This is a genomic window from Bradyrhizobium sp. CCGE-LA001 (assembly GCF_000296215.2).
Lineage (GTDB): Bacteria > Pseudomonadota > Alphaproteobacteria > Rhizobiales > Xanthobacteraceae > Bradyrhizobium.
Genome location: NZ_CP013949.1, coordinates 7,472,649 through 7,497,323, shown reverse-complemented (window position 1 = coordinate 7,497,323; position 24,675 = coordinate 7,472,649). Strand labels below are relative to the sequence as shown.

Genomic DNA, 24,675 nt, shown 5'->3' with positions numbered 1-24,675 from the left:
TCGTTGCGATGGCAGTGGTGCGCTCCCTCCCCCGCTTGCGGGGGAGGGCCAGGGAGAGGGTTGTCTCCGCAGTGGGACTCCCCCAGAGCAGCGAACCCCCACCCGCCGCGCTTCGCGCGTCGACCTCCCCGCAAGCGGGAGAGGTGCACCGAGCGCGCGGCGCGTTCTGCCTGCCTAAAGCTGTTCGCTGCTCAATGCGCCGCGGAGGCCGAGCGCTTGGTCGCGACGGCCTTCGGCGCCGGCTTTGCGGCCGCCTGCGGCGCGCTGTCCCAGCCGCCGGGCGGGGTCATGACGTTGACGGCATCGTCGGGCTGCGGCTCGGCGCTGAAGGTCTGGATGGCGAGCTTGGCGGCGGCGAGCGATTGCGAGTCAAGGCGCTTGGCGACGTCGTCGCGCTTGCCGGACGCATCCGTGTCGCCCTGCGCGGCTGCGAGGCTGAACCATTTGTAGGATTCGGCGAGGTTCTGCTCCACGCCGATGCCACGGGCATAGAGAATGCCGAGGTTGAACTGGCTGTCGGCGACGCCGCGATCGGCGGCCTTGCGGAACCACTGCGCCGCGCTCTTGTAATTGGCGCCGCGTCCGCCGCCATCGGCATCGAGCACCGCGAGATTGTGCATCGCCTTGGCGTTGCCGCGCTCGGCGGCCTGCGTGTAGTAGCGACGGGCGATGTCGGCGTCCTTCTTCACGCCGAGGCCCTTCTCGTAGAGCGTGCCGAGGCGGAAGGTCGCGGGAACGACGCCGGCCTGCGCGGCGCGGTCGTACCATTTGGCGGCTTCGTCATAGTTCGTGGCGACGCCCTTGCCTTCCGCAAAGCGCATGCCGATCTCGTAGGCCGCCGTCGCATCGCCCTTCATCGCGGCGGTGCGCAAGGCGGGGCCGCCGATGGCCTCGGGCAGCTTCTCGCTCGGCGGCACCTGGATGAGACCGAGCTTGGCGCGGCTCGTGCCCGACAGCGCGCCGGTGACGTCGCTGGAGGCAGGCGGCGGGGCCGCGGCAGGCGCCGGCGGGATCTCGACCGAGGCCGAGTTGCCCGGAGTGGGAGCGGGCACTGGGGCGGCATTGTTCTGGGACTGCCGCCCGATCGGCGTCGGCGAGGTCATCGACGGCGTGATCTGCTCGGGCGCGGCTGGCTTGGTCTCGACCGGGGGCGGCGCCGGAGCGGGCGATACCGGGTCGCTCGGGACATTCTGCATCGCCTGCGGCGCCGGCGGGCTGCCGCCGTCGAGTAGGTTCATCGCCATCTTGAAGGTGCCGAGCACGATCACCACCACGCTCGCGCCGACCAGCAGTGAGCGGATCTTCGACGTGATGGTCGAGCCACCTTCCTGGCCTTTATCCTTGCCACCTCTCACCGACGCCTTGGCAGCGCGGCCGGCTTTCTCGGGCGGCGCTGCGGCGGCCGCCTGGGCCGCGCGACGCGCGGCGGCGATGAAGCTCGACGACGACACCGGTTCTTTCGGCGCGGCGGGAATGTCGCTGATCGCGCTCTCGGACGCCGCAATGCGCTCCGACGGCGTGGCAGCGCGCCCGCCCGGACGGGTGCCCGGCTCGAGCGGATGATCCGGCGGCAATTCCGGCGCCAGCGCAGCGCGCGCAGGCGCGGTGTGCGGCTCCAGGATTTCGCTGATCGCGCGCGGCGGCAAGGGCGGAGCGGCTTGCTGTGCCGTCGGCACCGGCGGTGGGGCGGCCGGGGTGACGGCGTGGAAGTCGCGCGGCGCTGCGACGAAGGCGGCCTGCGCCGCCTGCGCGGCGGCGGGATTGGGCAGCTCGGGCTTCGGATCGTATTTCGGCGGCTGCGGCTGCGGCTGTGCCTGCGGCCGCGGCTCGCGCGCCATCGGCGCCGGCTCCATCGGAGCGGCCATTGGCATCGGCATCGGGGCAGGGGCCAGCGGCGCGCTGCGCACCGCACGCAGATCGCCTTCGATCATCGAGAGACGATCGACGACATGGCCGAGCGCGCTATGGACCGCGTCGAGCGAGTCCTGGGTGCTGCGATTGGTCTCGGCCTGGCTGAAGCGGATGTCGGAGAGCTCGCGCTTGACCAGATCGACCATGCCGGAATCGGGCGGCGCCGAGCTGCGGCTCTCGGCCAGCGCGGAATACGTCGCCTGCTGCCGTTCCAGGTGCCTGAGGATGTCGTGCAGCCCGTCCTCGACGCGGCTGAGATTGCCGTTGCGGGGATCGGAGGCAGCTTCGATCCGTTCCAGCAGATAGGAGACGCGCTGCTCGAGATGCGCGAAGGTCGAGGCCGAGTCGTTGCCGACCTGCATGCGGTCGAAGCGGTCCGACAGCGCGCGGATCGCAGCTTCCAGATGCTCGGTGCTCTCGGCCGGCTGCGGCCGCTCGCGCGTTTCCAGCGCGGCGGTCAGCGCCGCGATGCGCTGCTCCAGCACCGCGAAGCTGTCGCTGTGCCCGGAGGCGCGGGTGATCTGGTCGACCTTGGACGACAGCAGCTGCACGTCTTCGGACAGACGCGCGAGCGCTTCGTTGGAGGCGACGTTGGAGACGATGGCGCGCAGCGCGGAGATCGCGCCTTCGAGCTGTTGCACCGTCGAGGGATCGTCATTGGCGCGCAGGATCAGATCGAGCTTGGCGCCGAGATTGCGGATCGCCTCGTCATAGCCGGTGAGCTGCTCGGCCGGCGTCAGCGTGCGCAGCACCTGCTTGATGTCGGACAGCGCGCGTTCGATGCCGGAGAGAACCTGGCCGTCGGTGCCGTTGGAGCGGGTCTCGTCGATGCGACGATGCAGCGAGCGGATCTCGTTCTCGATCGATTCGATCGCGCGCCGCGGCATCGCCTCGGTGATGGCGGCGCGGATCTCGGCCAGCTCGCTGCGGAACGCGGCGATCGCCTGCTCGGTATTGTCCGGCCGCTGCAGCGATTCGATCTGGCTCGTGATCTTGAGCAGATGGCGCTCGAGCGACGAAAAATCTGGTCCCGGTTGCTGCGCGGGCGGCGGCGCGTAGGCGGGCGCAGGTGGCGCCATCGGCGGCGCGAAGGGAGCTGGCGCGGGTGCAATCGGCGGCGCGGCGCGCGGCGGCATCTGCCTGGGCGCAAAGCCGTCAAGTTCGCTCTGCCGCGCGGTGATCTCGGCGACCGCGACGTCGAAGGATGCGGGGCTTAGAGGTGGCGAGCTGCGATAGACCTGGGCGGCCGCGCGCTCGACCGCATCGGCTTGGCGCTGGCGTGTCTCGACCGGCGATGGGGCAGGGGCCGGCCGCGCGGCCTGATGCGGCTGCTGGTGGGATTGCTGCGGCTTGGAGATTTGCGACAGCCGTGCATCGAGCCGCGAGATCGCATCGTTCAGCTGACGCGCGACGCCCTGCTCGCGCGAGACGTCCTGGCGCGCTGCGTCTTGTCGCGAAGAATCCTGGCGCTGCGCGGGCTTCGAGATGCGTTCGATCTGCTGGGTGATCGCGTCGAGCCGCTGATGAATGTCCGCGACTTCGCGGCTTTCCTGGCTCGGTGCTTGCGGCATGTGGTGCGGACGCTGCTCGTGAGGTCCGCGGAAGTTCGGCGGGGCGGTGTCGCCGAGGGTGGAGTTCAGCCAATCGTTGAGCGACATTCCGGCGCGACGCGCAGCAGCCTCGGCCCGCTCCCGAACGGATGGATCGATGCCGTCAACACTCCACGATACGCGCGAATTCATGACTCTGTCCGGTTCCGACTCCGGCGCCCCACCCGGCGCCTCCAGCCTTCCCTCGCGTCCCGGTTGCAAACACAACCGAATTTGGCGCGGGTCGTCTGCCTCGAAAACCGACTTTTTCCTGTTACGGTAAATAACGGGTTAAGGAATGCGGCGCGGGTGTCTTAAAGTTGGGCGGGGGGACCGACCCGAGCTTGGCTCAGGCCCGTCCGCGATTCACGTCGTGGGCGATCTGGGCCTTCAGCCAGACCACGAAGCTACGCGCCTTGCGGGTCATCGGTCGGCTCTTCGGCCAGGCAAGGTAATGAGCGGAGGCGCGTTCCAGCGGCGCGTTGAACAGCGGGACGAGCGTCCCGTCCTCGATCTCGTTCCGGAGCAGGAAGAGCTGGCCCATGGCGACGCCGACGCCTTCGGCGGCTGCCTGGTAGGTCAGCACGGAGCTCTGGAAACTCACGCTGCGATCGGTCAGCAGGTCCGGCCGTTTCACTGCCATGAGCCAGTCCGGCCAGTCCGAGCGGCGATAATGGGAGTGGAGCAGCTGGATCTTGCGGAGGTCGTCGAGTTCGGCAAGCCGCGCCCGTTTCAGGAGCTTCGGGCTGCAGACCGGCTGGATGACGTCACGGAACAGCAATTCGGTCTCGGCGCCGGGCCATTCGCCCGAACCGAACTGGACGGCGAGGTCGACCTTGTCGTTCTCGAAGTCCACCGGCGCCACCACATTGCTAATGTCCAACCGGATATTGGGGTAGCTGACATAGAACGACGGCAGCCGCGGGATCAGCCATTTCGCGGCAAAGGTCGTGTAGACCCTGATCTTCAGCGGCTGGGCCTTGCCGGTCGCGGTGAGGCCCGTGGTGGCCTGGGCAATGATGCGGAACGCCGGCGCGATCTGGCGGTGGAACTCGTCACCCTCCGAGGTCAGCCGCAGTCCTGTCTTGTCCCTTTCGAACAGCCGTACGCCGAGAAAGGCTTCGAGGATCGTGACCTGGCGGCTTACGGCCGGCTGGGTGACGCGTAGTTCCCGCGCCGCGCGCGTGAAGCTCAGATGTCGAGCCGCCACGTCGAAGGCGTGCAGGGGGTTAAGCGGAGGTATCATGTCGGGTCATTACAAAATGTAATCGCGACATAACTTTTACGCAGTTGTTTGTCAAAGCCCCCGCTGGGAAGACGGCGTCGCTCCAGCGATGTGATGGCCCCATGGATTTTGAACTGAATGAAGAGCAGCAGGCGTTCGCCAATTCGGTGCGCCGCTTTGCCGAAGCCAACCTGAGGGAGGGCTCACTGGCGCGCGCACACGATCCGCGCTTTCCGCGCGAGGTCGCGCAGATGCTGGGCAAGCAGGGCCTGATGGGCATCTCGTTCGACCCGGAGGATGGCGGGCAGGGCGGCACGCTCTTGGATTCGGTCATCGCGATCGAGCAGGTCGCGTCGGTATGCCCGCGCAGCGCTGATGTCGTGCAGGCCGGCAATTTCGGGCCGATTCGCACCTTCGTGGAATACGCGACGCCGGAACAGAAGCAGCGCTGGCTGCCCGATCTGCTCGCCGGCAACATCTGCATCAGTCTCGGCATGAGCGAGCCGGAAGCCGGCTCCGCGGTCACCGAACTCAAGACCTTGGCGAGCGAGGACGGTGACGATTACGTCATCAACGGTAGCAAGGTGTTCGGTACGCACAGTCCCGATGCGGCGATCTACCTCGTCTATGTCCGCTTCGCGCCCGGGGTCTCCGGCATCGGCTCCGTGATCGTCGAGCGCGGCACGCCCGGCTTCACGATCGGAAAGCCGACCGCCTTCATGAGCGGCGAAGAGTGGAGCCAGCTTTATTTCGAGAACTGCCGGGTCCCGAAGCGGAACGTTCTGCTCGGAATTGGTGGCTTCAAGAAGCAGATCGCTGGCTTCAACGTCGAGCGCCTCGGCAATTCCGCCCGTTCGCTCGCGCTCGGCCGCTACGCCTTCAAACTGGCGCGCGATCACGCCGCCGTGCGCAAGCAGTTCGGCCGTCATCTCTGCGAATTCCAGGGCCTGCAATGGAAGTTCGCGGACATGGCGCTGAAGCTCGAATCCGCGCAGATGCTGCTGTATCGCGCCGCCAATGTCCGTGACGAACTGCCATCGCCGTACCAGACCGCGATCGCCAAGCTGGCCTGCAACCAGGCCGGTTTCGAGGTGGCCAACGAGGCGGTGCAGATCATGGGCGGCCTCGGCTACAGCCAGGAATCGCTCGCGGAATATTGCATGCGCCGGACGCGCGGCTGGATGATCGCCGGCGGCTCCACGGAAATCCTCAAGAACCGGATCGCGGAATCGGTGTTCGACCGCCGGTTCGATCAGCGTGCGCAGGTCGGACGTGGCAACTGAGACGACCAGACCCTCGCTGGCCCAGGCGCTGTTCGCACCGCGCAGCATCGCGCTGGTCGGCGCCTCCGACGATGCGTCGAAGACGTCGTCGCGCCCGCTGCAATATCTGCGGCGCGCCGGCTATGAGGGCGCGATCTATCCGATCAATCCGGGTCGCAAGACCGTGCTCGGCGAACCGGCGTGGCCTTCGCTCGCAAGTCTGCCCGTCGTTCCCGACCATGCCTTCATCCTGACGCCGACAGAAGATGCCGTGGACGCCGCCGAAGAATGCGCGCGGCTCGGCCTCTCCGTGGCCACCATCCTGGCGTCCGGCTATTCGGAGGCCGACGAAGCGGGCCGCAAGCTGCTCGCTCGGCTGAAGGCGCTGCGAGCGAACGGATTGCGCATCCTGGGCCCGTCGAGCCTCGGCGCCATCAATCTGCACAGCAGGGCCATCGTCACTGCCAACGCCGCATTCGCCGAGCCGGACCTGCCGCGCGGCGGTATCTTCGTCGCCTCGCACAGCGGCAGTTTGCTCGGCGGCCTGATCTCGCGCGGCAAGGCGCGCCATCTCGGTTTCGCGGGTCTCGTCTCGGTCGGCAACGAGATTGATCTCAGCCTCGGCGAGATTTGCGCGGCGACGCTCGACGATCCCACCATCACCGGCTACATGCTGTTCCTCGAAAGCATCCGCCACGCCGACGATCTGCGCGCCTTCGCGCGCGGTGCTGCCGACCGTGGCAAGCCGGTCGTCGCCTACAAGCTCGGCCGTTCCGCAGCCGCCGCCGAACTGGCGCTGACGCACACCGGGGCGCTGGCCGGCGAGGACGACGTCGCGGCCGCCTTCCTCGCCGATTGCGGCATCGCCCGCATCTTCAACTTTGAAACGCTGCTTGAAGCGCTGCCGTTGGTCGCGCGTGTGCCGGCGCGTCGGGAGGGTGCCGGCGCTCCCCGCGTCGGCATCGTGACCACCACCGGCGGCGGTGCCGCCATGGTGGTCGACGAGCTGGCCCTGCGCGGCATCGATGTGGTCGCACCGAGCGACCAAACCTACGCGCGTCTCGGCGCTGCCGGCGTCAAGGCGGGGCACGACCGAATCACCGACCTGACGCTGGCCGGCACCCGGTACGACGTGATGAAGGCGGCGCTCGACACTCTGCTGGGCGCCCCGGAGTTCGATGCCGTCATCGCGGTGATCGGCTCGTCCGCACGCTTTCAGCCGGAGCTCGCCGTCAAGCCCGTCATCGACAGCGGCGGGCATGCCAAGCCGCTGGCCGCCTTCCTGGTTCCGGAAGCGCCCGAGGCGTTGAACATGCTGGCCGCGGCCGGGGTGCCCGCATTCCGCACCCCGGAATCCTGTGCGGACGCGATGAGCGCAGCCTTGCGGCGCCGGCCGGCCACGGCACTCGCTCCATCCCCGCGGCCGAGCGCGGCTGGATCGGCGCAGCAGCTCGACGAAATCGAAGCCTATGCGCTGCTGGCGAATCTCGGCATCTCCCATGCGCCCGCCGTTGCCGTCGCGATCGATGCCGAAGGCCCCTTCGATCTTCCCTTCGCCTATCCGGTGGCCGTGAAGATCCTGTCGGCGACAATCGCGCACAAGACCGAGATCGGCGGCGTGGTGCTGAACGTGCGCAGTGACGCCGAGCTCAGCTCCGCGATGCGCCGCATTGTCGGGAATGCCATGGGCAAGGGCCACGCGGCATCGCATGTGATCGTGCAGCCGATGACGGCAGGCCTCGGCGAGTTTCTGCTTGGCTATCGCGTCGATCCCGATGCCGGGCCGCTGGTGCTGCTCGCCGCCGGCGGCATCTACACCGAGATTTATCGCGATCGCAGCATCCGCCTCGCCCCGGTCGATCTCGACACCGCCCGCAGCATGATCGCCGAACTCGCCATCAGCCGCATCTTCCGGGGATATCGCAACAGGCCGCATGGCGATATGGAAGCGCTGGCACGGGCCATCGTGGCCCTGTCGCAACTGGCAATCGAGGAGAGCGTTCAGGTGGTCGATGCGGAGATCAATCCGCTGATCGTCGGGCCGGTGGGCGAGGGCGTCATCGCCGTCGACGCCCTGGTCGCGCTCGCCCGAAGGGAGGACACATGATCGAAGACCTCAAGGACAGGGTCAACGCGGACGTGAATCTGGTGCGGCGCGGTCGCTTCCTGTCGACGACGTTCCTGCTCGAGATCGGAGCTGCGGCCTGGCTGATCACGATCGCCGACGGCAAGATCGTCGCAGTGACCCGCGGCCCCTTCGTGATGCCGTCATGGTCGTTCGCGCTGCGCGCCTCCGAGGAGGAATGGACGAAGTTCTGGAGCGCGAAGCCGCAACCCGGGTCGCACGACCTCATGGCGCTGATCAAGCGGCGCACCCTCAAGGCCGAAGGCAATCTGCAGATCTTCATGGCCAACCTCCGCTACTTCAAGGAAGCGCTGGTGAAACTGCGTGCAACGGGAGTCGCAGCATGAGCCCGCGTTTCGAAGCCACGATCGGCCGTTATCTTCAGCTCGATCTGTTCGGCCGCAGCCACCGTCTGTATGTCGAAGAGGCCGGCCAGGGCATTCCGCTGCTGTGCCTGCATACCGCGGGCGCCGACGGCCGCCAATATCGCGCGCTGATGAACGATCCGCGCGTAACGTCGAAATTTCGCGTCATCGCTTTCGACATGCCCTGGCACGGCAAATCGTCGCCGCCGGCCGGCTGGCACGACGAGGAATACCAGCTGACCTCGGCCCAATACACCGGAATGATCCTGAGCGTCGCCGAAGCGCTCGAACTCGACAGGCCGGTCGTGATGGGCTGCTCGATCGGCGGACGCATCGTGCTGCATCTGGCGCTCGACCATCCCGAACGCTTCCGCGCCATCATCGGCCTGCAGGCCGGCGCTCATGTCGATCCTTATTACGACCTCAACTTCCTGCACCGTCCGGACGTGCATGGCGGCGAGGTCTGCGCGGCGATTGTCTCCGGCCTCGTCGGCCCCGAAGCACCCGATGCCGATCGCTGGGAAACGCTGTGGCACTACATGCAGGGCGGTCCCGGCGTCTTCAAGGGCGACCTGTATTTCTACAAGCTCGACGGCGACATCCGAGATCGCGTCGCGCAGATCGATACGTCGCGTTGTCCGCTGTTCCTGCTGTCGGGCGAGTACGACTATTCGTGCACCCCACAGGAAACGCTCGCGGTCGCCAACAGCATCAAGGGCAGCCACGTGACCATCATGAAGGGCCTCGGCCACTTCCCGATGAGCGAAGATCCCGAGAAGTTCCTCGGATATCTGCTGCCCGTTCTGCAGGCCATCGACTGAATGGTTCAAGAAAAGCAAGGGAGGATATTCGTGAAGACGAAAGCTTTGGTTGCGGCTCTGGCAGCGCTGTCCGTATGGGGACCCGCGCAAGCGGAGATCGCCAAGGGCACCGTGAAGATCGGCGTGCTCACCGACATGTCCGGTCCCTATGCCGACAATGTTGGCGCGGGATCGGTCCTGGCGGCGCAGATGGCGGTGGAGGATTTCGGCGGCAAGGCCGGCGGCATGCCGGTCGAGATCGTCTCGGCCGACCATCAGAACAAGGCCGATGTCGGTCTCGGCATCGCGCGGCGCTGGTACGACACTGAAGGCGTCGATGCGATCACCGAGGTAGTCTCGTCGGGCGTCGCGCTGGCCGTGCAGCAACTGACCCGCGAAAAGGACAAGGTCTTCCTCGCCACCGGCCCCGGAACGCCCGACCTCACCGGCAAGGCCTGTTCGCCGAACGGCATGCACTGGGCCTACGACAATTACGCGCTGGCGAATGTCGCGACCGCGCCGCTGGTCAAGAAGGGCCTGAAGAGCTGGTTCTTCCTGACCGCCGATTACAGCTTCGGACAGGCGCTCGAGGCGGAAGCCTCCAAGGTGGTGCTCGCCAATGGCGGCACGGTGCTGGGTGCGGCGCGGGCGCCGCTCAACACGCCGGACTTCTCGTCTTTCCTGTTGCAGGCCCAGGCTTCGAAGTCGCAGGTGGTCGGACTCGCCAATGCCGGCGCCGACATGATGAATTCGTTAAAGCAGGCGAACGAGTTCGGCCTCACCGCCGGCGGGCAGAGCATCGCGGCGCTGCTGGTCAATCTGCCCGACATTCACGGTCTCGGTCTCGCCAACGCCAAGGGGCTCATCTTCGCCGACAGCTTCTATTGGGATGCCAATGACAAGACCCGTGCCTGGAGCAAGCGCTTCATGGAGCGCTTCAAGGGCAAGGCGCCCGGCAGCCTGCAGATCGCGGTGTATGGCGCGGTCACGCATTACCTGAAGGCAATCGATGCGAAGAAGAGCGAGTCGGGTGCGGCTCTGGTCGCAGAGATGAAGAAGCTGCCGATCAACGACGTCTACACCACCAACGCTTCGATCCGCGAGGATGGGCGGGTGATCCGCGACATGTATTTGCTGCAGGTCAAGGATCCTTCGGAATCGAAATATCCCTGGGACTATTACAAGATCCTCGCCACGGTACCGGGCGACCAGGCGTTCCGTCCGCTCAAGGACGGCAATTGCCCGCTGGTCGCCAAGTAGCACGCGAACCGCAGTCGGATCGCAGCCATGCTGCGGTCCGTCCTGCTCAGAGGGCCACATGATCGACTATCCTGCGCTCGCACTCTTCATCGATGGCCAGGGGCGAGACGCCGCCGGGCGCGCCACCGTTCCGGTGCGCAATCCTGCAACAGGGCAGGTCATCGGGCAGCTGCCCTGTGCCGGCGCAGAGGATCTGGAGGAGGCGCTCGCATCGCTCGCGCGGGGGCATGAGCAATGGCGCCGGATGTCGCCCGGCGACCGGGGCGGCATCCTGCAGCGCGCCGCGGCGCTGATCACCGAGCGGCGCGAGCAGATCGCAAGCCTGATCACGCTGGAGCTCGGCAAGCCGATCGCCGAAGCCCGCACCGAGGTCGAGACCGCGGCCGCGCTGTTCGTGTGGAATGGGGAGGAGGGACGCCGCGCCTATGGCCGGGTCATTCCCTCTCGCCATCGTGCCATCCAGCAGGTCGCGATCCGTGAGCCGCTCGGTCCGATCGCGGCCTTTTCGCCCTGGAATGCGCCGGCCATCACGCCGGCACGCAAGATCTCCAGCGCCCTCGCAGCGGGCTGTGCCGTCGTGATCAAGCCGGCGGAGGAAACACCGGCGACGGCGCTTGCCATTGCCGCCGCGGTCAACGACGCCGGGCTTCCGGCCGGCGTGCTCAACGTCGTGTTCGGCGACCCCGCGCTGATCTCGCAGACGCTGCTGCGTTCGCCCGTCATCCGCGGACTCACCTTCACCGGATCGACCGAGATCGGCCGGCAGCTCGGGGCGCTTGCCGTGCAGGGCCTGAAGCGGATGACGCTGGAGCTCGGCGGCCACGCGCCCGTGCTGATCTTCGACGACGTCGATCCCGAAGCTGCCGCGCTGTCGGCGGTCACCGCCAAGTTCCGCAATGCCGGCCAGGTCTGCACCTCGCCGACGCGCTTCTTCGTGCATGAATCGATCCACGACCGCTTCGCGGCCAGACTGGCCGAACTCGCCGAGGCCATCGTGGTCGGAGATGGATTCGATGCATCGACCCAGATGGGACCGCTAGCCCATGCGCGGCGCGTGGAGAGCATGGAGCGTTTCGTGGACGACGCGCGGGCGCGCCAGATCCGCGTCGCGGCGGGCGGCCGGCGCTGCGGAGAGACCGGATATTTTTACCGCCCCACCGTGCTCTCCCATGTCGACCAGGAGTGCCTCGCCTCCAACGTCGAGCCGTTCGGCCCGCTGGCGGCGACGGCTCCGTTCCGCACCGTGGACGAGGCGCTGCAGCTCGCCAATCGCCTGCCTTTCGGGCTCGCCGCCTATGTGATGACGCACGACATGCGCAACGCCTCCGCCGCATCCGAGGCGATCCAGAGTGGCAACGTGATCGTCAATCATTGGCAGGCATCGCTGCCGGAAACGCCGTTTGGCGGCTACAAGGACAGTGGCATCGGCAGCGAAGGCGGCATCGAGGGCCTTCAGGAGTTCCAGACCCTCAAATACGTCAGCCAGCTGGCGGCCTGACGAGGCCGGGCGCGCGGCGACGACCGCCGGTTCTTAGAGGCATTCAGCCCTGCTCGCGCTTGCCCTCGTCCAGCGGCACGACCGTGGCCTTGCCGCTCATCGCCGAGAGCGCCGCCAGCGCCTCCTCGCAGAAATCGGCCACCATCTGCTCGTGCCGGGCCCCCAAACGAAGCAGCAGCAGATTGCCGAGATCGAGCCGGCCCTCCGCGGTGCCGTCCGGAAAGCGCTTCTTCAGGATGCGCTCGTAATTGGCGTGGCGGTCGCGATGGTGCTCCAGGCGGGCCATCAGATCGGTGCGCAGCGGCTCGATATCGATGCTGTCGAGCGCATGGAGACGGACCAGGAGGTCGTCCTTGGTCGAGGCTGGCGTGCTCGGTCGCGCGGCCCAGTGCCGCAGCGCTGTTCGCCCCTCCGGAGTGAGCGTATAAACCAGCTTGTTGGGCTTGCCTGTCTGCACGACCTCGCGGCCCTGGATGAAGCCGCGGTCGCGCAGCTTGGAGAGCTCGCGGTAGATCTGCTGATGGTCGGCCTTCCAGAAGAAGCCGATCGAGGAATCGAACGTCTTGGCGAGCTCGTAGCCCGTCATCGGACGTTCCGTCAGGCATGCGAGGATTGCGTCACCCAGTGCCATGACCGGCCTCCCTTCTTAGGCTTGACCAAGTTGCTTGACTTTATGCGCATCGGCGCATATGCGTCAATGTGCATATGAGGCGGCGTGCAGGCGGGCTCAAGGCCCGACTGAAAGAATCAAGCGAAATCAATTACATCGCTACTGTGCATGGGGTTGTTTTCGCACTTTGCCCTTGGCCTTAGGGAGGCATCTGAGAATGACCGGCCTCGATTCCTGGTACGCCTACATGAAGTCTCACGATCGCGCCGCGCTCTGGGACCTCCTGCACCCCGACGCCGTGTTCGAAAGCCCCGTGGTGCATTCACCGCAGCGCGGCCGCGACATCACCTTCAAATATCTCTCCAGCGCCGAGAAGGTGCTCGGCGGCCCCGGCTTCACCTATGTCGGTGAATGGCGCAGCGATAATGGTGCGGTGCTCGAATTCAAGAATGTCATCGACGGCATCGAGATCAACGGTGTCGACATCATCAGCTTCGATGCCGACGGACGCATCACCCATTTCAAGGTGATGGTGCGTCCGCTCAAGGCGATCAACATGCTGCACCGCCTGATGGCGGAGCAGCTTGCCGCCGCACAATCATAAGCCCAACATCGTCCCACCAGGCCACGCCGGGAGACCCCCATGCCGATCTATAAAGCCCCCGTCGAAGACGTGAACTTCCTGCTCAACGACGTCTTCCAGATCGACCGCTACGACAATCTGGCCGGCTTCTCCGATGCCTCGAGCGACGTGCGCGAGGCGATCTTCGGCGAGGCCGCCAAGCTCGCCGAAGAGGTGCTGCAGCCGCTCAACCGTGTCGGCGATCTCGAAGGCTGCAAGCGCGCGGACGACGGCAGCGTCACCACCCCGAAGGGTTTCAAGGACGCCTTCAAGCAGGTCGCCGAAGGCGGTTGGCTCGGGCTGTCGGCGCCGACCGAGTTCGGCGGCCAGGGCCTGCCGGTGACGCTCTCCCAGGCCGTCAACGAATTCCAGATCTCCGCCAACATGGCGTTCTCGATGTATGGCGGCCTCACCATGGGCGCGACCGCGGCGCTTCTGGTGCACGGCACGCCCGAGCAGAAGCAGACCTACGTGCCGAAGATGGTGGCCGGCGAGTGGACCGGCACCATGAACCTGACCGAGCCGCATTGCGGCACCGACCTCGGCATGCTCCGCACCAAGGCGGTGCGGCAGGCTGACGGCAGCTTCAAGATCACGGGCACCAAGATCTTCATCTCGGCCGGCGAGCATGATCTCGCCAACAACATCATCCACCTCGTGCTCGCCCGCATCGAGGGCGCGCCCGCCGGCATCAAGGGCGTCTCGCTGTTCGTGGTGCCGAAATTCCTGGTCAACGCCGACGGTTCGGTCGGGCAGCGCAACGGCGTCGTCTGCGGCTCGATCGAGCACAAGATGGGCATCCACGGCAATTCCACCTGCGTGATGAACTACGACAACGCCACCGGCTGGCTGATCGGCGAAGAGAACAAGGGCATGCAGGGCATGTTCGTGATGATGAACGAGGCGAGGCTCGGCGTCGCCGTGCAGGGCCTGGCGCAGTCGGAGGTCGCCTATCAGAACGCGGTCGCCTATGCCCGCGAGCGCATCCAGGGCCGCGCGTTGACGGGTGCTAAGGCGCCGGACAAGCCGGCCGATCCGATCATCGTCCATCCCGACGTGCGCCGCACGCTGCTCTCGATCCGCGCCTTCAACGAGGCCGCGCGCGCCTTCGTGATGTGGACCGCGCTGAAGAGCGACGTCGCTCACCGCTCCGAGGACCCGAAGGACCGCCAGGCCGCCGACGACCATATGGGCCTGATGACGCCGGTGCTGAAAGGCTTCCTCACCGATTACGGCTTCGCCAACGCGGTGCAGGCGCAGCAGATGTATGGCGGCCACGGCTACATCGCCGAGCAGGGCATGGAGCAGTTCGTGCGCGATGCGCGCATCGCGATGATCTATGAAGGCGCCAACGGCATCCAGGCGCTCGACCTCGTCGGCCGCAAGCTGCCGCGCGACGGCGGCCGCGCCATCATGGCCTTCTTCGGCGAGGTCATGGCCTTCGCCAAGGAGAACGGCGGCGACGAGGCGCTCAAGCCCTTCATCACGCCGCTCTCGACCTCGCTGGGTCACCTGCAGCAGGCCACGACCTGGCTGATGCAGAACGCGATGGCCAAGCCCGACAATGCGGGCGCGGCCGCAACCGACTACCTGCATCTCTTCGGCTTCGTCGCGCTCGGCTACATGTGGGCGAAGATGGCCAAGGTGACGAATGCCAAGATTGCCGAGAGCGGGGCGACGCCCTATCTCTCGACCAAGCTCGTCACCGGCCGCTTCTTCATGGAGCGGATGCTGCCGGAGACCGCGGCCAATCTCGCGCGCATCCAGGCCGGCTGCGCCACCATCATGGAATTGCCGGCGGAAGCGTTCTGACTCTTTCGCCCCACGAATGATCGCGACCGCGCAGCGGTCGTCACCAAGATAACTGCAATCAGGAGGCTCCCCATGGCAGATGCCTATATCTACGACCACGTCCGAACCCCGCGTGGCCGCGGCAAGGCCGACGGCGCGCTGCACGAAGTGACCGCGCTCGCGCTCGCCACCGTGCCGTTGAAGGCGCTGAAGGACCGCAACAACCTTCCCGAGGATTCGGTCGATGACGTCGTACTCGGCGTGGTCGATCCGGTCGGCGAAGCCGGTTCCGACATCGCGCGCTTTGCCGCGCTGAAGGCCGGTCTCGGCGAAGCCGTGCCCGGCGTGCAGATCAGCCGCTTCTGCGCCTCCGGCCTCGATGCCGTGAACTTCGCTGCCGCGCAGGTGATGAGCGGCCAGCATGAGCTCGTGATCGGCGGCGGTGCCGAATCGATGAGCCGCGTCGGCATCGGCGCCTCCGGCGGCGCCTGGCCGATGGACCCCTCGATGGCGGTGCCGGCCTATTTCATGCCGCAGGGCGTGTCGGCCGATCTGATCGCCACCAAATACGGCTTCTCCCGCGACGATGTCGACGCCTATGCGGTGCAGAGCCAGCAGCGCGCAGGCAAGGCCTGGGACGAGGGCCGCTTCAACAAGTCGGTCGTGCCGGTCAAGGACATCAACGGCCTCACCATCCTCGCCAAGGACGAGCATATGCGGCCCTCGACGACGATGCAGTCGCTGGCGCAGCTGCAGCCGTCGTTCACGATGATGGCGCAGATGGGCGGCTTCGACGGCGTTGCGGTGCAGTCGCATCCCGAGATCGAGCGCGTCAACTACGTGCATCACGCCGGCAATTCCTCCGGCATCGTCGACGGTGCCGGCGCCGTGCTGCTCGGCAGCAAGGAAGCGGGTAGCAAGTATGGTCTGAAGCCGCGCGCAAAGATCCGCGCCTTCGCCAATGTCGGCTCGGAGCCGGCGATGATGCTGACCGGTCCGGTCGACGTCACCGAGAAGCTGTTCGCGCGCTCGGGCATGAAGAAGTCGGACATCGACCTGTTCGAGCTCAACGAGGCCTTCGCCTCGGTGGTGCTGCGCTACATCCAGGCCTTCGACATCGACAACGCCAAGATCAACGTCAATGGCGGCGCCATCGCGCTCGGCCATCCGCTCGGGGCGACCGGCGCGATGATCCTCGGCACCGTGCTCGACGAGCTCGAGCGCACCAGTAAATCCACCGCCCTGGTCACGCTGTGCATCGGCGGCGGCATGGGCACCGCGACCATCATCGAGCGCGTGTAAGGGTAGGGAGCAACCAACATGTCGTACAAGAACTTCAAGGTTGACACCGATTCCGACGGCATTGCGCTCGTCACCTGGGACATCCCGGGCCGCTCGATGAACGTGCTCGACGAGACCTCGACTAGCGAGCTCGATGCGATCGTCAAGGCGACCACCGCCGACGCCGCGGTGAAGGGCGTCGTCATCACCTCGGCGAAAGAAGCGTTCTGCGCCGGCGCCGACCTCTCCATGCTCGAAGGCATGAACCAGGCTTACGCGAAGGTTCTCAAGGAGCAGGGCGAGACTGCAGCGAACCAGATGCTGTTCGACCAGAGCCGCAGATTCTCGCAGGTGCTGCGCTCGATCGAAACCTCGGGCAAGCCGTGGGCGGCGGCGATCAACGGCCTCGCGCTCGGCGGCGGCTTCGAGATTACGCTGTGCTGCCATTATCGCGTCGCGGCGGAGAATCCCAAGACCCGTCTCGGCCTGCCCGAGGTCAAGGTCGGCCTGTTCCCCGGCGCCGGCGGCACGCAGCGCGTGCCGCGCCTGGTGCCGCCGCAGGACGCCATGACGATCCTGCTCAAGGGCGATCCGGTTACGGTCGACAAGGCCAAGGCGCTGAACCTGATCCACGCCATCGTTCCCGCCGCCGACCTCATCAAGGCCGCGAAGGACTGGATCAAGGGCGGCGGCAAGGCCGTCGCGCCCTGGGACGAGAAGGGCTTCAAGCTACCCGGCGGCCCGGTGTTCTCCAAGGCCGGCATGATGATGTTCCCGGCCGGCAACGCGATCTATCGCCGCGAGACCTATGACAACTACCCGGCCGCGCGTGCGATCATGAGCTGCGTCTATGAGGGGCTGCAGCTGCCGATCGACGCGGCGCTGCGCGTCGAGTCGCGCTACTTCACCTCGGTGCTGCGTTCGAAGGAAGCGGCCGCGATGATCCGCAGCCTGTTCCTGTCGATGCAGGAGCTGAACAAGGGCGCGCGCCGTCCGAAGGACGTGCCCGCCACCAAGGTGAAGAAGATCGCCGTGATCGGCGCCGGCTTCATGGGCGCGAGCGTCGGCTACGTCTCGGCCCGCGCCGGCCTCGACGTCGTCCTGATCGATCGCGACCAGGAGAGCGCCGACAAGGGCAAGGCGCATGCGCAGAAGGTGATCGAGGAGCAGATCAAGAAGGGCCGCGCCAAGCCGGGTGATGCCGAAGCGCTGCTCGCGCGCATCACGCCGACCGCGGACTACGCTGCGCTGAGGGACGTCGACCTCGTCATCGAGGCCGTGTTCGAGGACCGCAAGGCCAAGGCCGAGACATTCGCCAAGGCGCAGGAATACCTCAAGCCCGACGTGATCTTCGCGTCCAACACCTCGACGCTGCCGATCACCTCGCTGGCCGAGAGCTTCAAGGACCAGGGCAAGTTCGTCGGCATCCACTTCTTCTCGCCGGTCGAGAAGATGATGCTGGTCGAGATCATCCTCGGCAAGAACACCGGCGACGTCGCGCTCGCGACCGCGCTCGACTACGTCCGCCAGATCGGCAAGACGCCGATCGTGGTCAACGACTCCAGAGGCTTCTTCGCCAATCGCTGCGTCGGCCGCTACGTGGCCGAAGGCAACGAGATGTTCCTTGAAGGCGTGCCGCCGGCGATGATCGAGAACTGCGCCAAGATGGCCGGCATGCCGGTGGGCCCCCTCTCGCTCTCGGACGAAGTCGCGCTCGACCTTGGCCTCAAGATCATGAAGGCGACCGAAGCCGATCTCGGCCCCAACGCCATCAACCCCGATCAGAAGAAGCTGATGGTGGAGATGGTCGAGAAGCAGGGCCGCCTGGGGCGCAAGAACAGCAAGGGCTTCTACGACTATCCCGAGAAGGGCAAGGGCCAGAAGAGCCTGTGGCCGGGCCTCTCGGCCTTGCAGCCGAAGCAGCTCGACCCCGACACGCTCGACATCGAGGAGCTGAAGCAGCGCTTCCTGGTGGTGCAGGCGGTGGAGGCCGCACGCACGGTCGAGGATCACGTCATCACCGATCCGCGCGAGGCGGATGTCGGCTCGATCCTCGGCTTCGGCTTTGCGCCGTTCACCGGTGGCACGCTGTCCTACATCGACTTCATGGGCACGAAGAAGTTCGTCGAGCTCTGCCACAAGCTGGAAGCGAAGTACGGCTCGCGCTTCACCCCGCCGAAGCTGCTGGAGGAGATGGCCGCGAAGGGCGAGACCTTCTACGGCCGCTTCGCGCCGAAGAAGGCTGCGGCCTGACGAAGCATCGGGGCTCCGCAGCAACGAAAGGCCGGATCATCGATCCGGCCTTTTTACTTGCCCTCGCCGAACGGTGCCATGGGCCCAGCGCCTTGACTGATTCCCGATCGGCGATCATCTGGACAATCACCGGGCCTTCGGTCACGATCCCGCCGCTGTCGAGGCCCAGCGCAGGGACCTGACCCTGAGTCCAGCTTCAACTAATCCTCTTCGTTTTCGAGCTTCTTGGCCCGGGTCCACCTTGATCAGCTCATAGGGCAGGCCAGCTTCCAGGGGCGCGATGTGGGGAGCAGGGGCAGGGCGCCGGGCGAATAATCCAGTTTCATGGAATTTCCTCCTCGTGGCGCTTGGTTGGAGCGAAAGAACGACTACATGCACCTGCATTGAATAGCAAGATTGATGCAGGTGCATCGAGTGGGGTAAAGAGCGGGCGACGAGCTTGAGCGGGACCATGAAACGCAAACCATCGACCGAGGCGACTTCGGCCTGGATCCGTCTGATGCGGGTGCAGAGCCGCGTGCTCGATTGCGTCGAGCAGGACCTGAAGAAGGCGGGGTTCCCGCCGCTGGCCTGGTACGACGCGCTGCTTGAACTGTCCCGCGCCCCTTCCGGCGAGCTGCGGCCGGTGGAGCTCGAACGCCAGATGCTGATTCCGCAATACTCGACCTCGCGGCTGATCGACCGCCTGGTCGACGAAGGCCTCGCCTCGCGGCGCGAATGCAAGATCGACAAGCGCGGCCAGTTCGTCGAGATCACCGAAGCCGGCCGCGAGTTGCAGAAGCGGATGTGGGGGGCCTATTCGGCGGCAATCGAGAAATATGTCGGTTCGAAGCTGTCGGATGCCGACGCCGTCAAGCTAAGCACGCTGCTCGATCGTCTGGGCTGCTCGTGCGGCGAGATGAAATTGCCGCCCGTCGCCAACGTCAACGAAAGCACACCGTCGCGATGATCGCGGCAAGCCAGCACGTCCGCGCGCCCGGTGGGTTCGCGGACCCTCCCCGTCACCCGCGCGCGTTCGGTCGAAGCGCTTTTGATTAGAGTTTGATATGGCGCGAGACCAGATCGACATGACTCCACTGCAATCGCGCGACGAGCTCGTCGCGTGGTTCGAGGCCGGCTGTAAGCCGCCGTCCGAATGGCGCATGGGCACCGAGCACGAGAAGACGCCGTTCACGCTCGAGGGGCACCGTCCCGTGCCGTACGAGGGCGCGCGCGGCATCGGCGCGCTGCTCGAGGGCATGAAGCTCCTGCTCGGGTGGGAGCCGATCATGGAGCAGGGCAACATCATCGGCCTCTACGACGTTACCGGCGGCGGTGCCATCTCGCTCGAGCCCGGCGGACAGTTCGAGCTTTCCGGGGCCCCGGTCGAGAACGTGCACCAGACCCAGAGCGAACTAATGGCGCATCTGGCGCAGGTGCGCGAGATCGCGACCCCGCTCGGCATCGGCTTCCTCGGGCTCGGCATGACGCCATCCTGGTCGCGTGCGGACATCCCGGTGATGCCCAAGGGCCGCTATAAGATTATGACCAATTACATGCCGAAGGTCGGTCAATACGGCCTCGACATGATGTACCGGACCTGCACGGTGCAGACCAATCTCGACTTCTCCTCCGAAGCCGACATGGTCAAGAAGCTGCGCGTCTCGCTCGCGCTCCAGCCGGTCGCGACCGCCTTGTTCGCCAATTCGCCGTTCACAGAGGGCAAGCCGAACGGCTTTCTCTCCTTCCGCTCCGAGATCTGGCGCGACACCGACAATGCGCGTTCGGGCATGATGCCCTGGGCGTTCGAGGACGGCATGGGGTTCGAGCGCTATGTCGACTATGCGCTCGACGTGCCCATGTATTTCGTCAAGCGCGGTGAGCACTATATCGACGTATCGGGCTCCTCGTTCCGCGCCTTCTTCGACGGCCGCAACAACAATCTTCCCGGTGAGCGTCCGACGCTGTCGGACTGGGCCAACCACCTCTCGACGATCTTCCCGGAGGTCCGGCTCAAGCGCTATCTCGAGATGCGTGGCTCCGACGGCGGCCCGTGGGGCCGGTTGCCGGCGTTGTCGGCGTTCTGGGTCGGGCTGCTCTATGACGATGCCTCGCTCGATGCCGCCTGGGAGATCGTGAAGCACTGGACCGCGCATGAGCGCCAAGCCCTGCGCGACGACGTGCCGCGCTTCGGCTTCAAGTCGCGGATCAGGGATCGCTATCTCTTCGAGATCGCCAAGGAGTGCCTCGTTCTGGCGCATGCCGGCCTGCGCCGGCGTGGCCGGATCGACCAGCTCGGCCGCGACGAGACCCGCCATCTGGAGCCGCTCGATCGTATCATCGATTCCGGCCGGACCCCGGCCGAGGAGATGCTCGACAAGTTTAATGGTCCCTGGAAGGGCTCGGTGGAACCAGCCTACGCGGAATACGCTTTCTAGATCAGGGCCAGCGACGGGGATTTTAGCCGTTCATCGGCCGTACAGGTTTGCGGCGATCAAATGATCGGCTGAAAAAATCTGAGCGTCGTCAATAACTCGAAAGCTGTTCCGATGGGGAAGGGCCGCCTGCGCGGTGTCATCGCAAAGGTCCTGGCAAGCGTCGTGGCATGCGCCGCGTTGCTGTCGCTCGCGGTTGCGAGCGTGCCGGCGCGGGCTCAGACGGCGTTCGACCGCCCGGGTGGCGATTATTTCAGCACGCCGGTCACATCAGGCGATCCCGAGGATTGCGCGCTGCTCTGCGAGCGTGACCGCCGCTGCCGCTCCTGGAGCTTCAATTATCCGGATGTGGAAGGCGGCTCGGCCGTCTGCTGGCTCAAGAACACGGTGCCGGCACGCGTTCCCGGCAGTTGCTGCATCTCCGGCGTGCGCGGTGCCGGCGTGATCGAGCCGCGCGTCGAGGGCGTGGAAACGTCGATCGATCGCCCGGGCGGAGATCTGCGCAATTTCGAGCTCAAGAGCGGTGACGGCGAGGACGCCTGCAAGGCCGCCTGCACCGCCGACAACAAATGCCGCGCCTTCACCTATGCCCGGCCCGGCTATACCGGGCGCGAGGCGCGCTGCTTCCTGAAGAAGGAAATCAAGCCGCCGCGGCGGAAGGCGGGGTTTACGTCGGGGGTGGTGAGATAGATCTGTGCCCCGGACGCAGGTGCCGTAGGGTGGGCAAAGGCGCAAAGCGCCGTGCCCACCATCCCTCCGCAGTCGCCACGAGAAGTGGTGGGCACGCTTCGGTTTGCCCACCCTACGGCTCTCACTCCGCCGCAATCACCGTGATCTCCGGCCACAGCGCCTTCCATCGCGCAGTCTTCGCCGCGTAATTTGCAGCGGAGAAATTCAGCGCTCGATTAGGCCGCACGATCAGTTTCGCGACTTCGTCGAATCCGTGCGGCGCATAGACCTTGAAATCACCGTCGGCAGGTCGGATGCCCAGCTGTGTATTCTCCGTGAGGAAGCGGTCGATACCGTCGGTCGAGCGCGTCAACGGCGGATATGGAAGACCGTGCTTGTCGGGGTACCACAGATGCACGCGAGCCTGGTTGCGGATCTCGACCTTGACGCCGAGGTGCGCGAGCCGCGCATGCAGGGTGCGGATCACCGCGTCCTCCGCCCCCCACGACGTGTCGGCATCGAAATAGAACACGTCGTAATCGGCAATGCCGTAATCGATCGGGCGTCCCGTGAGCGCGTTCCACACCGACTGCACCAGGCAACCTGCGACCAGCCACGCATCCGGCAGCGCCAGCCGGCGCAGCTCATCGATGATCGCGGCGTTGACGGGATTTTGCAGGGCGAGAGCGAGGAATTCGTCGCGTGTCATCGGAAATCGTAGGGTAGGCAAAGGCGCGCTCTTCGCGCGCCGTGCCCACCATCACACTGCGCCAGGACACGGTCGACGCTTCATTCAATGCACGGCGGTGAAGAACCGCGCGAGCCTGAAGCCGGAGAGCCAGGTCCACACCGGCTGACTGCGCATGCCGAGATCCCAGGAGCCGAGCACGGCATCCGCACGGCCGACCAGATTGTCGATCGGCAACAGGCCGACACCGCCGGAGCGCAGCGGCACGCGGCTGTCGGCGGAATTGTCGCGGTTGTCGCCGAGCACGAAGAGGTGGCCTGGCGGCACCGTCATTTCCGGCGTGTTGTCGAGCGGGCCGTTGTCGCGCATCTTGAAAATCAGGTGCGAGACGCCGTTCGGCAGGGTCTCGACATAGCGATAGGCCGGTTCGGTGCCGCCATTGTCGTCCTCGGCAGCGCCGACGCCGTCGGGCTTCAACTCGGCCGGGCGGTCGTTGATGAAGAGCTGGCCCTGCCGCATCTGGATGCGGTCGCCGGGCAGACCCACGACACGTTTGACCCAGGCCTGCGAGCGATCGCCGGGCCAGCGGAACACGACGACGTCGCCGAGCTTTGGCGTCTCCGCGAACACGCGGCCGGTCTCAGGCAGGTTGATCTGGATCGGCAGCGACGACGTGCCGTAGCCATAGGGGAATTTCGAGGCGAGCAGCGCATCGCCGATCAGCAGCGTCGGCTCCATCGAGCCCGACGGCACGTAGAACGGCTCGGCGAGTGCGCCCTTGGCGATGAACACGGCGGCGACGATGCCGGCGAGCTGCACCAACTGACCGCCCCAGCCGCTGCTCTTTCGTTTGGGGGTGACAGTGACCTTTTCTTCCACGCTCATGCGCCCGTCCCGCCCACCGTGATGCGCTCCATCAGAAGCGACGGCTGGCCGACGCCGACAGGCACGCCCTGGCCGTTCTTGCCGCAGGTGCCGATGCCGGTGTCGAGCGCGAGGTCGTTGCCGATCATGCGGATGCGGTGCAGGTCGGTCGGCCCGTTGCCGATCAGCATGGCGCCCTTGAGCGGCGCGCCGATCTTGCCGTTCTCGATCTTGTAGGCCTCGGTGCACTGGAACACGTATTTGCCCGAAGTGATGTCGACCTGGCCGCCGCCGAAATTCGCGGCGAACACGCCGTTCTTCACCGAGGCGAGAATCTCGGCAGGATCGCGGTCGCCCGCGAGCATGTAGGTGTTGGTCATGCGCGGCATCGGCACGTGGGCGTAGCCCTGGCGACGGCCGTTGCCGGTCGGCTTCATGTTCATCAGGCGCGCGTTCTGGCGGTCCTGCATGTAGCCGACCAGGATGCCGTCCTCGATCAGCACGGTCCGGTTGGTCGGGGTACCCTCGTCGTCGATCGACAGCGAGCCGCGGCGCGAGGCGATGGTGCCGTCGTCGACGACGGTGACGCCCTTGGCCGCGACCTGCTGGCCCATCAGGCCGGCGAAGGCAGAGGTCTTCTTGCGATTGAAGTCGCCTTCGAGGCCGTGGCCAACCGCTTCATGCAGCATCACGCCGGGCCAGCCGGCCCCTAACACGACGTCCATTTCGCCGGCCGGAGCCGGAATCGATTCCAGATTGACCAGGGCCTCGCGCAGCGCGCCGTCGGCAGCGTCGCGCCAGTTCTTGCTCTCGATGAATTCGGCATAGCCGGCGCGGCCGCCATAGCCCTTGCTGCCGCTCTCCTGGCGGTCGCCTTGGCCGGCGACGACGGAAATATTGACGCGCACAAGCGGGCGGATGTCGCGATAGCTCTCGCCGTCCGGCCGCAGGATCTCGACCACCTGCCAGGTCGCGCCCAGGCTGACGCTGACCTGCCGCACGCGCGGATCCTTGTCACGCAAATATGCGTCGATCTCGGCGAGCAGCTTGACCTTGGTCTCGAAGCCCGGCGCATCCAGCGGATTATCGTCGCCATAGAGGCGGACGTTGGTATGCGCTGGCGGGGCGGCAAAGCTGCCGGAATAGCCGCCGCGAACGGCCGCGACGGCATCGGCGGCGCGAATCAGCGCCGGCAGCGAGACGTCGGAAGAATGCGCATAGCCGACGGCGTCGTCCTTGACGGCGCGAAGCCCAAAGCCCTGCGAGGTGTCGTAGGTCGCCTGCTTCAGCCTCCCATTGTCGAACATCAGCGCTTCGGTCTGGCTGTATTCCAGGAACAATTCGCCGTCGTCGGCACCAGCGAGGCCGCGCGCGACCTCGTTGCGAACCTGGTCGCGGTCGAGATTGGCACGGTCGAGCAGGGAGGTCGTGGCAGGGTTGGTCATGCG

The 24,675-nt window shown here is 66.2% G+C and carries 19 protein-coding genes and 1 pseudogene; 13 read left to right on the top strand and 7 right to left on the bottom strand.

The genetic code is table 11. From position 1 onward, the window contains the following. Window positions 1-191: 191 nt before the first annotated feature. Window positions 192-3,653: a tetratricopeptide repeat protein gene (locus tag BCCGELA001_RS34050; RefSeq protein ID WP_060737289.1), complete on the bottom strand. Its 3,462-nt coding sequence runs from the start codon at window positions 3,651-3,653 to the stop codon at window positions 192-194. Between the two features lie 196 nt (window positions 3,654-3,849). Continuing rightward, entirely contained in the window at window positions 3,850-4,746 is an 897-nt protein-coding gene (gcvA, locus tag BCCGELA001_RS34045) for a transcriptional regulator GcvA (protein WP_063921127.1), read from the bottom strand. Between the two features lie 101 nt (window positions 4,747-4,847). Between gcvA and BCCGELA001_RS34040 the strand changes: the two genes are divergently transcribed. Genes BCCGELA001_RS34040 through BCCGELA001_RS34015 form a run of 6 tightly spaced genes read left to right on the top strand, consistent with a single transcriptional unit; the run spans window position 4,848 to window position 12,035 of the window. Then, a complete protein-coding gene (locus BCCGELA001_RS34040; RefSeq protein WP_008541184.1) occupies window positions 4,848-6,008 on the top strand; it encodes an acyl-CoA dehydrogenase family protein in 1,161 nt (386 codons plus the stop codon). Further along, a complete protein-coding gene (locus BCCGELA001_RS34035; RefSeq protein WP_008541186.1) occupies window positions 5,998-8,094 on the top strand; it encodes an acetate--CoA ligase family protein in 2,097 nt (698 codons plus the stop codon). Before BCCGELA001_RS34040 ends, BCCGELA001_RS34035 begins: the two co-directional genes overlap by 11 nt. Then, window positions 8,091-8,459 (top strand): hypothetical protein, encoded by a 369-nt coding sequence (locus tag BCCGELA001_RS34030; protein WP_008541187.1) that lies wholly within the window; start codon window positions 8,091-8,093, stop codon window positions 8,457-8,459. The genes BCCGELA001_RS34035 and BCCGELA001_RS34030 overlap by 4 nt, the downstream gene beginning before the upstream one ends. Continuing rightward, complete coding sequence (locus BCCGELA001_RS34025) at window positions 8,456-9,298, top strand: alpha/beta fold hydrolase (protein ID WP_008541189.1); 843 nt, start codon at window positions 8,456-8,458, stop codon at window positions 9,296-9,298. Before BCCGELA001_RS34030 ends, BCCGELA001_RS34025 begins: the two co-directional genes overlap by 4 nt. A gap of 30 nt (window positions 9,299-9,328) precedes the next feature. Further along, window positions 9,329-10,537 carry an ABC transporter substrate-binding protein gene (locus BCCGELA001_RS34020; protein WP_442855162.1) on the top strand — a complete coding sequence of 403 codons (1,209 nt, stop codon included), beginning with the start codon at window positions 9,329-9,331 and terminating at the stop codon, window positions 10,535-10,537. 58 nt (window positions 10,538-10,595) lie between these two features. Further along, complete coding sequence (locus BCCGELA001_RS34015; RefSeq protein WP_060737286.1) at window positions 10,596-12,035, top strand: NAD-dependent succinate-semialdehyde dehydrogenase; 1,440 nt, start codon at window positions 10,596-10,598, stop codon at window positions 12,033-12,035. Between the two features lie 43 nt (window positions 12,036-12,078). On the opposite strand, the gene BCCGELA001_RS34010 is transcribed toward BCCGELA001_RS34015, so the two are convergent. Further along, window positions 12,079-12,666, bottom strand: a complete 588-nt coding sequence (locus BCCGELA001_RS34010) for a PadR family transcriptional regulator (protein ID WP_060737285.1) — start codon at window positions 12,664-12,666, stop codon at window positions 12,079-12,081. A 196-nt stretch (window positions 12,667-12,862) separates the two neighbouring features. Here BCCGELA001_RS34010 and BCCGELA001_RS34005 point away from each other — a divergent pair, with 196 nt between their 5' ends. From BCCGELA001_RS34005 to BCCGELA001_RS33990, 4 genes are all read left to right on the top strand, one after another. Beyond that, window positions 12,863-13,249 carry a nuclear transport factor 2 family protein gene (locus BCCGELA001_RS34005; RefSeq protein WP_008541207.1) on the top strand — a complete coding sequence of 129 codons (387 nt, stop codon included), beginning with the start codon at window positions 12,863-12,865 and terminating at the stop codon, window positions 13,247-13,249. A gap of 39 nt (window positions 13,250-13,288) precedes the next feature. Then, complete coding sequence (locus BCCGELA001_RS34000) at window positions 13,289-15,079, top strand: acyl-CoA dehydrogenase C-terminal domain-containing protein (RefSeq protein WP_008541208.1); 1,791 nt, start codon at window positions 13,289-13,291, stop codon at window positions 15,077-15,079. A gap of 72 nt (window positions 15,080-15,151) precedes the next feature. Then, window positions 15,152-16,360, top strand: coding sequence for an acetyl-CoA C-acetyltransferase (locus BCCGELA001_RS33995; RefSeq protein WP_060737284.1), 1,209 nt, complete (start codon window positions 15,152-15,154; stop codon window positions 16,358-16,360). Between the two features lie 18 nt (window positions 16,361-16,378). Beyond that, window positions 16,379-18,592 (top strand): FAD-dependent oxidoreductase, encoded by a 2,214-nt coding sequence (locus BCCGELA001_RS33990; RefSeq protein WP_060737283.1) that lies wholly within the window; start codon window positions 16,379-16,381, stop codon window positions 18,590-18,592. 52 nt (window positions 18,593-18,644) lie between these two features. Here the strand turns inward: BCCGELA001_RS33990 and BCCGELA001_RS39215 are convergent. Continuing rightward, a pseudogene (locus BCCGELA001_RS39215) lies at window positions 18,645-18,918 on the bottom strand (glutathione transferase GstA); the annotation flags it as partial. Between the two features lie 125 nt (window positions 18,919-19,043). On the opposite strand from BCCGELA001_RS39215, the gene BCCGELA001_RS33985 reads away from it, so the two are divergent. The 3 genes from BCCGELA001_RS33985 to BCCGELA001_RS33975 all read left to right on the top strand — a co-directional run bounded on the left by BCCGELA001_RS33985 (window position 19,044) and on the right by BCCGELA001_RS33975 (window position 21,696). After that, window positions 19,044-19,541 carry a MarR family winged helix-turn-helix transcriptional regulator gene (locus BCCGELA001_RS33985; RefSeq protein WP_008541225.1) on the top strand — a complete coding sequence of 166 codons (498 nt, stop codon included), beginning with the start codon at window positions 19,044-19,046 and terminating at the stop codon, window positions 19,539-19,541. A gap of 97 nt (window positions 19,542-19,638) precedes the next feature. Next, entirely contained in the window at window positions 19,639-21,009 is a 1,371-nt protein-coding gene (locus BCCGELA001_RS33980; RefSeq protein WP_060737282.1) for a glutamate--cysteine ligase, read from the top strand. Between the two features lie 111 nt (window positions 21,010-21,120). After that, complete coding sequence (locus BCCGELA001_RS33975) at window positions 21,121-21,696, top strand: PAN domain-containing protein (protein ID WP_008541232.1); 576 nt, start codon at window positions 21,121-21,123, stop codon at window positions 21,694-21,696. Window positions 21,697-21,817: 121 nt separating this feature from the next. On the opposite strand, the gene BCCGELA001_RS33970 is transcribed toward BCCGELA001_RS33975, so the two are convergent. The 3 genes from BCCGELA001_RS33970 to tldD all read right to left on the bottom strand — a co-directional run bounded on the left by BCCGELA001_RS33970 (window position 21,818) and on the right by tldD (window position 24,672). Next, the gene (locus BCCGELA001_RS33970; RefSeq protein ID WP_008541233.1) at window positions 21,818-22,384 is read right to left on the bottom strand and encodes a nucleotidyltransferase family protein; all 567 of its coding nucleotides are present in this window, start codon (window positions 22,382-22,384) and stop codon (window positions 21,818-21,820) included. Window positions 22,385-22,468: 84 nt separating this feature from the next. Continuing rightward, window positions 22,469-23,248, bottom strand: a complete 780-nt coding sequence (gene lepB / locus BCCGELA001_RS33965; protein ID WP_060737281.1) for a signal peptidase I — start codon at window positions 23,246-23,248, stop codon at window positions 22,469-22,471. Then, the gene (gene tldD / locus BCCGELA001_RS33960; RefSeq protein WP_008541242.1) at window positions 23,245-24,672 is read right to left on the bottom strand and encodes a metalloprotease TldD; all 1,428 of its coding nucleotides are present in this window, start codon (window positions 24,670-24,672) and stop codon (window positions 23,245-23,247) included. Before tldD ends, lepB begins: the two co-directional genes overlap by 4 nt. Window positions 24,673-24,675 lie beyond the last annotated feature (3 nt).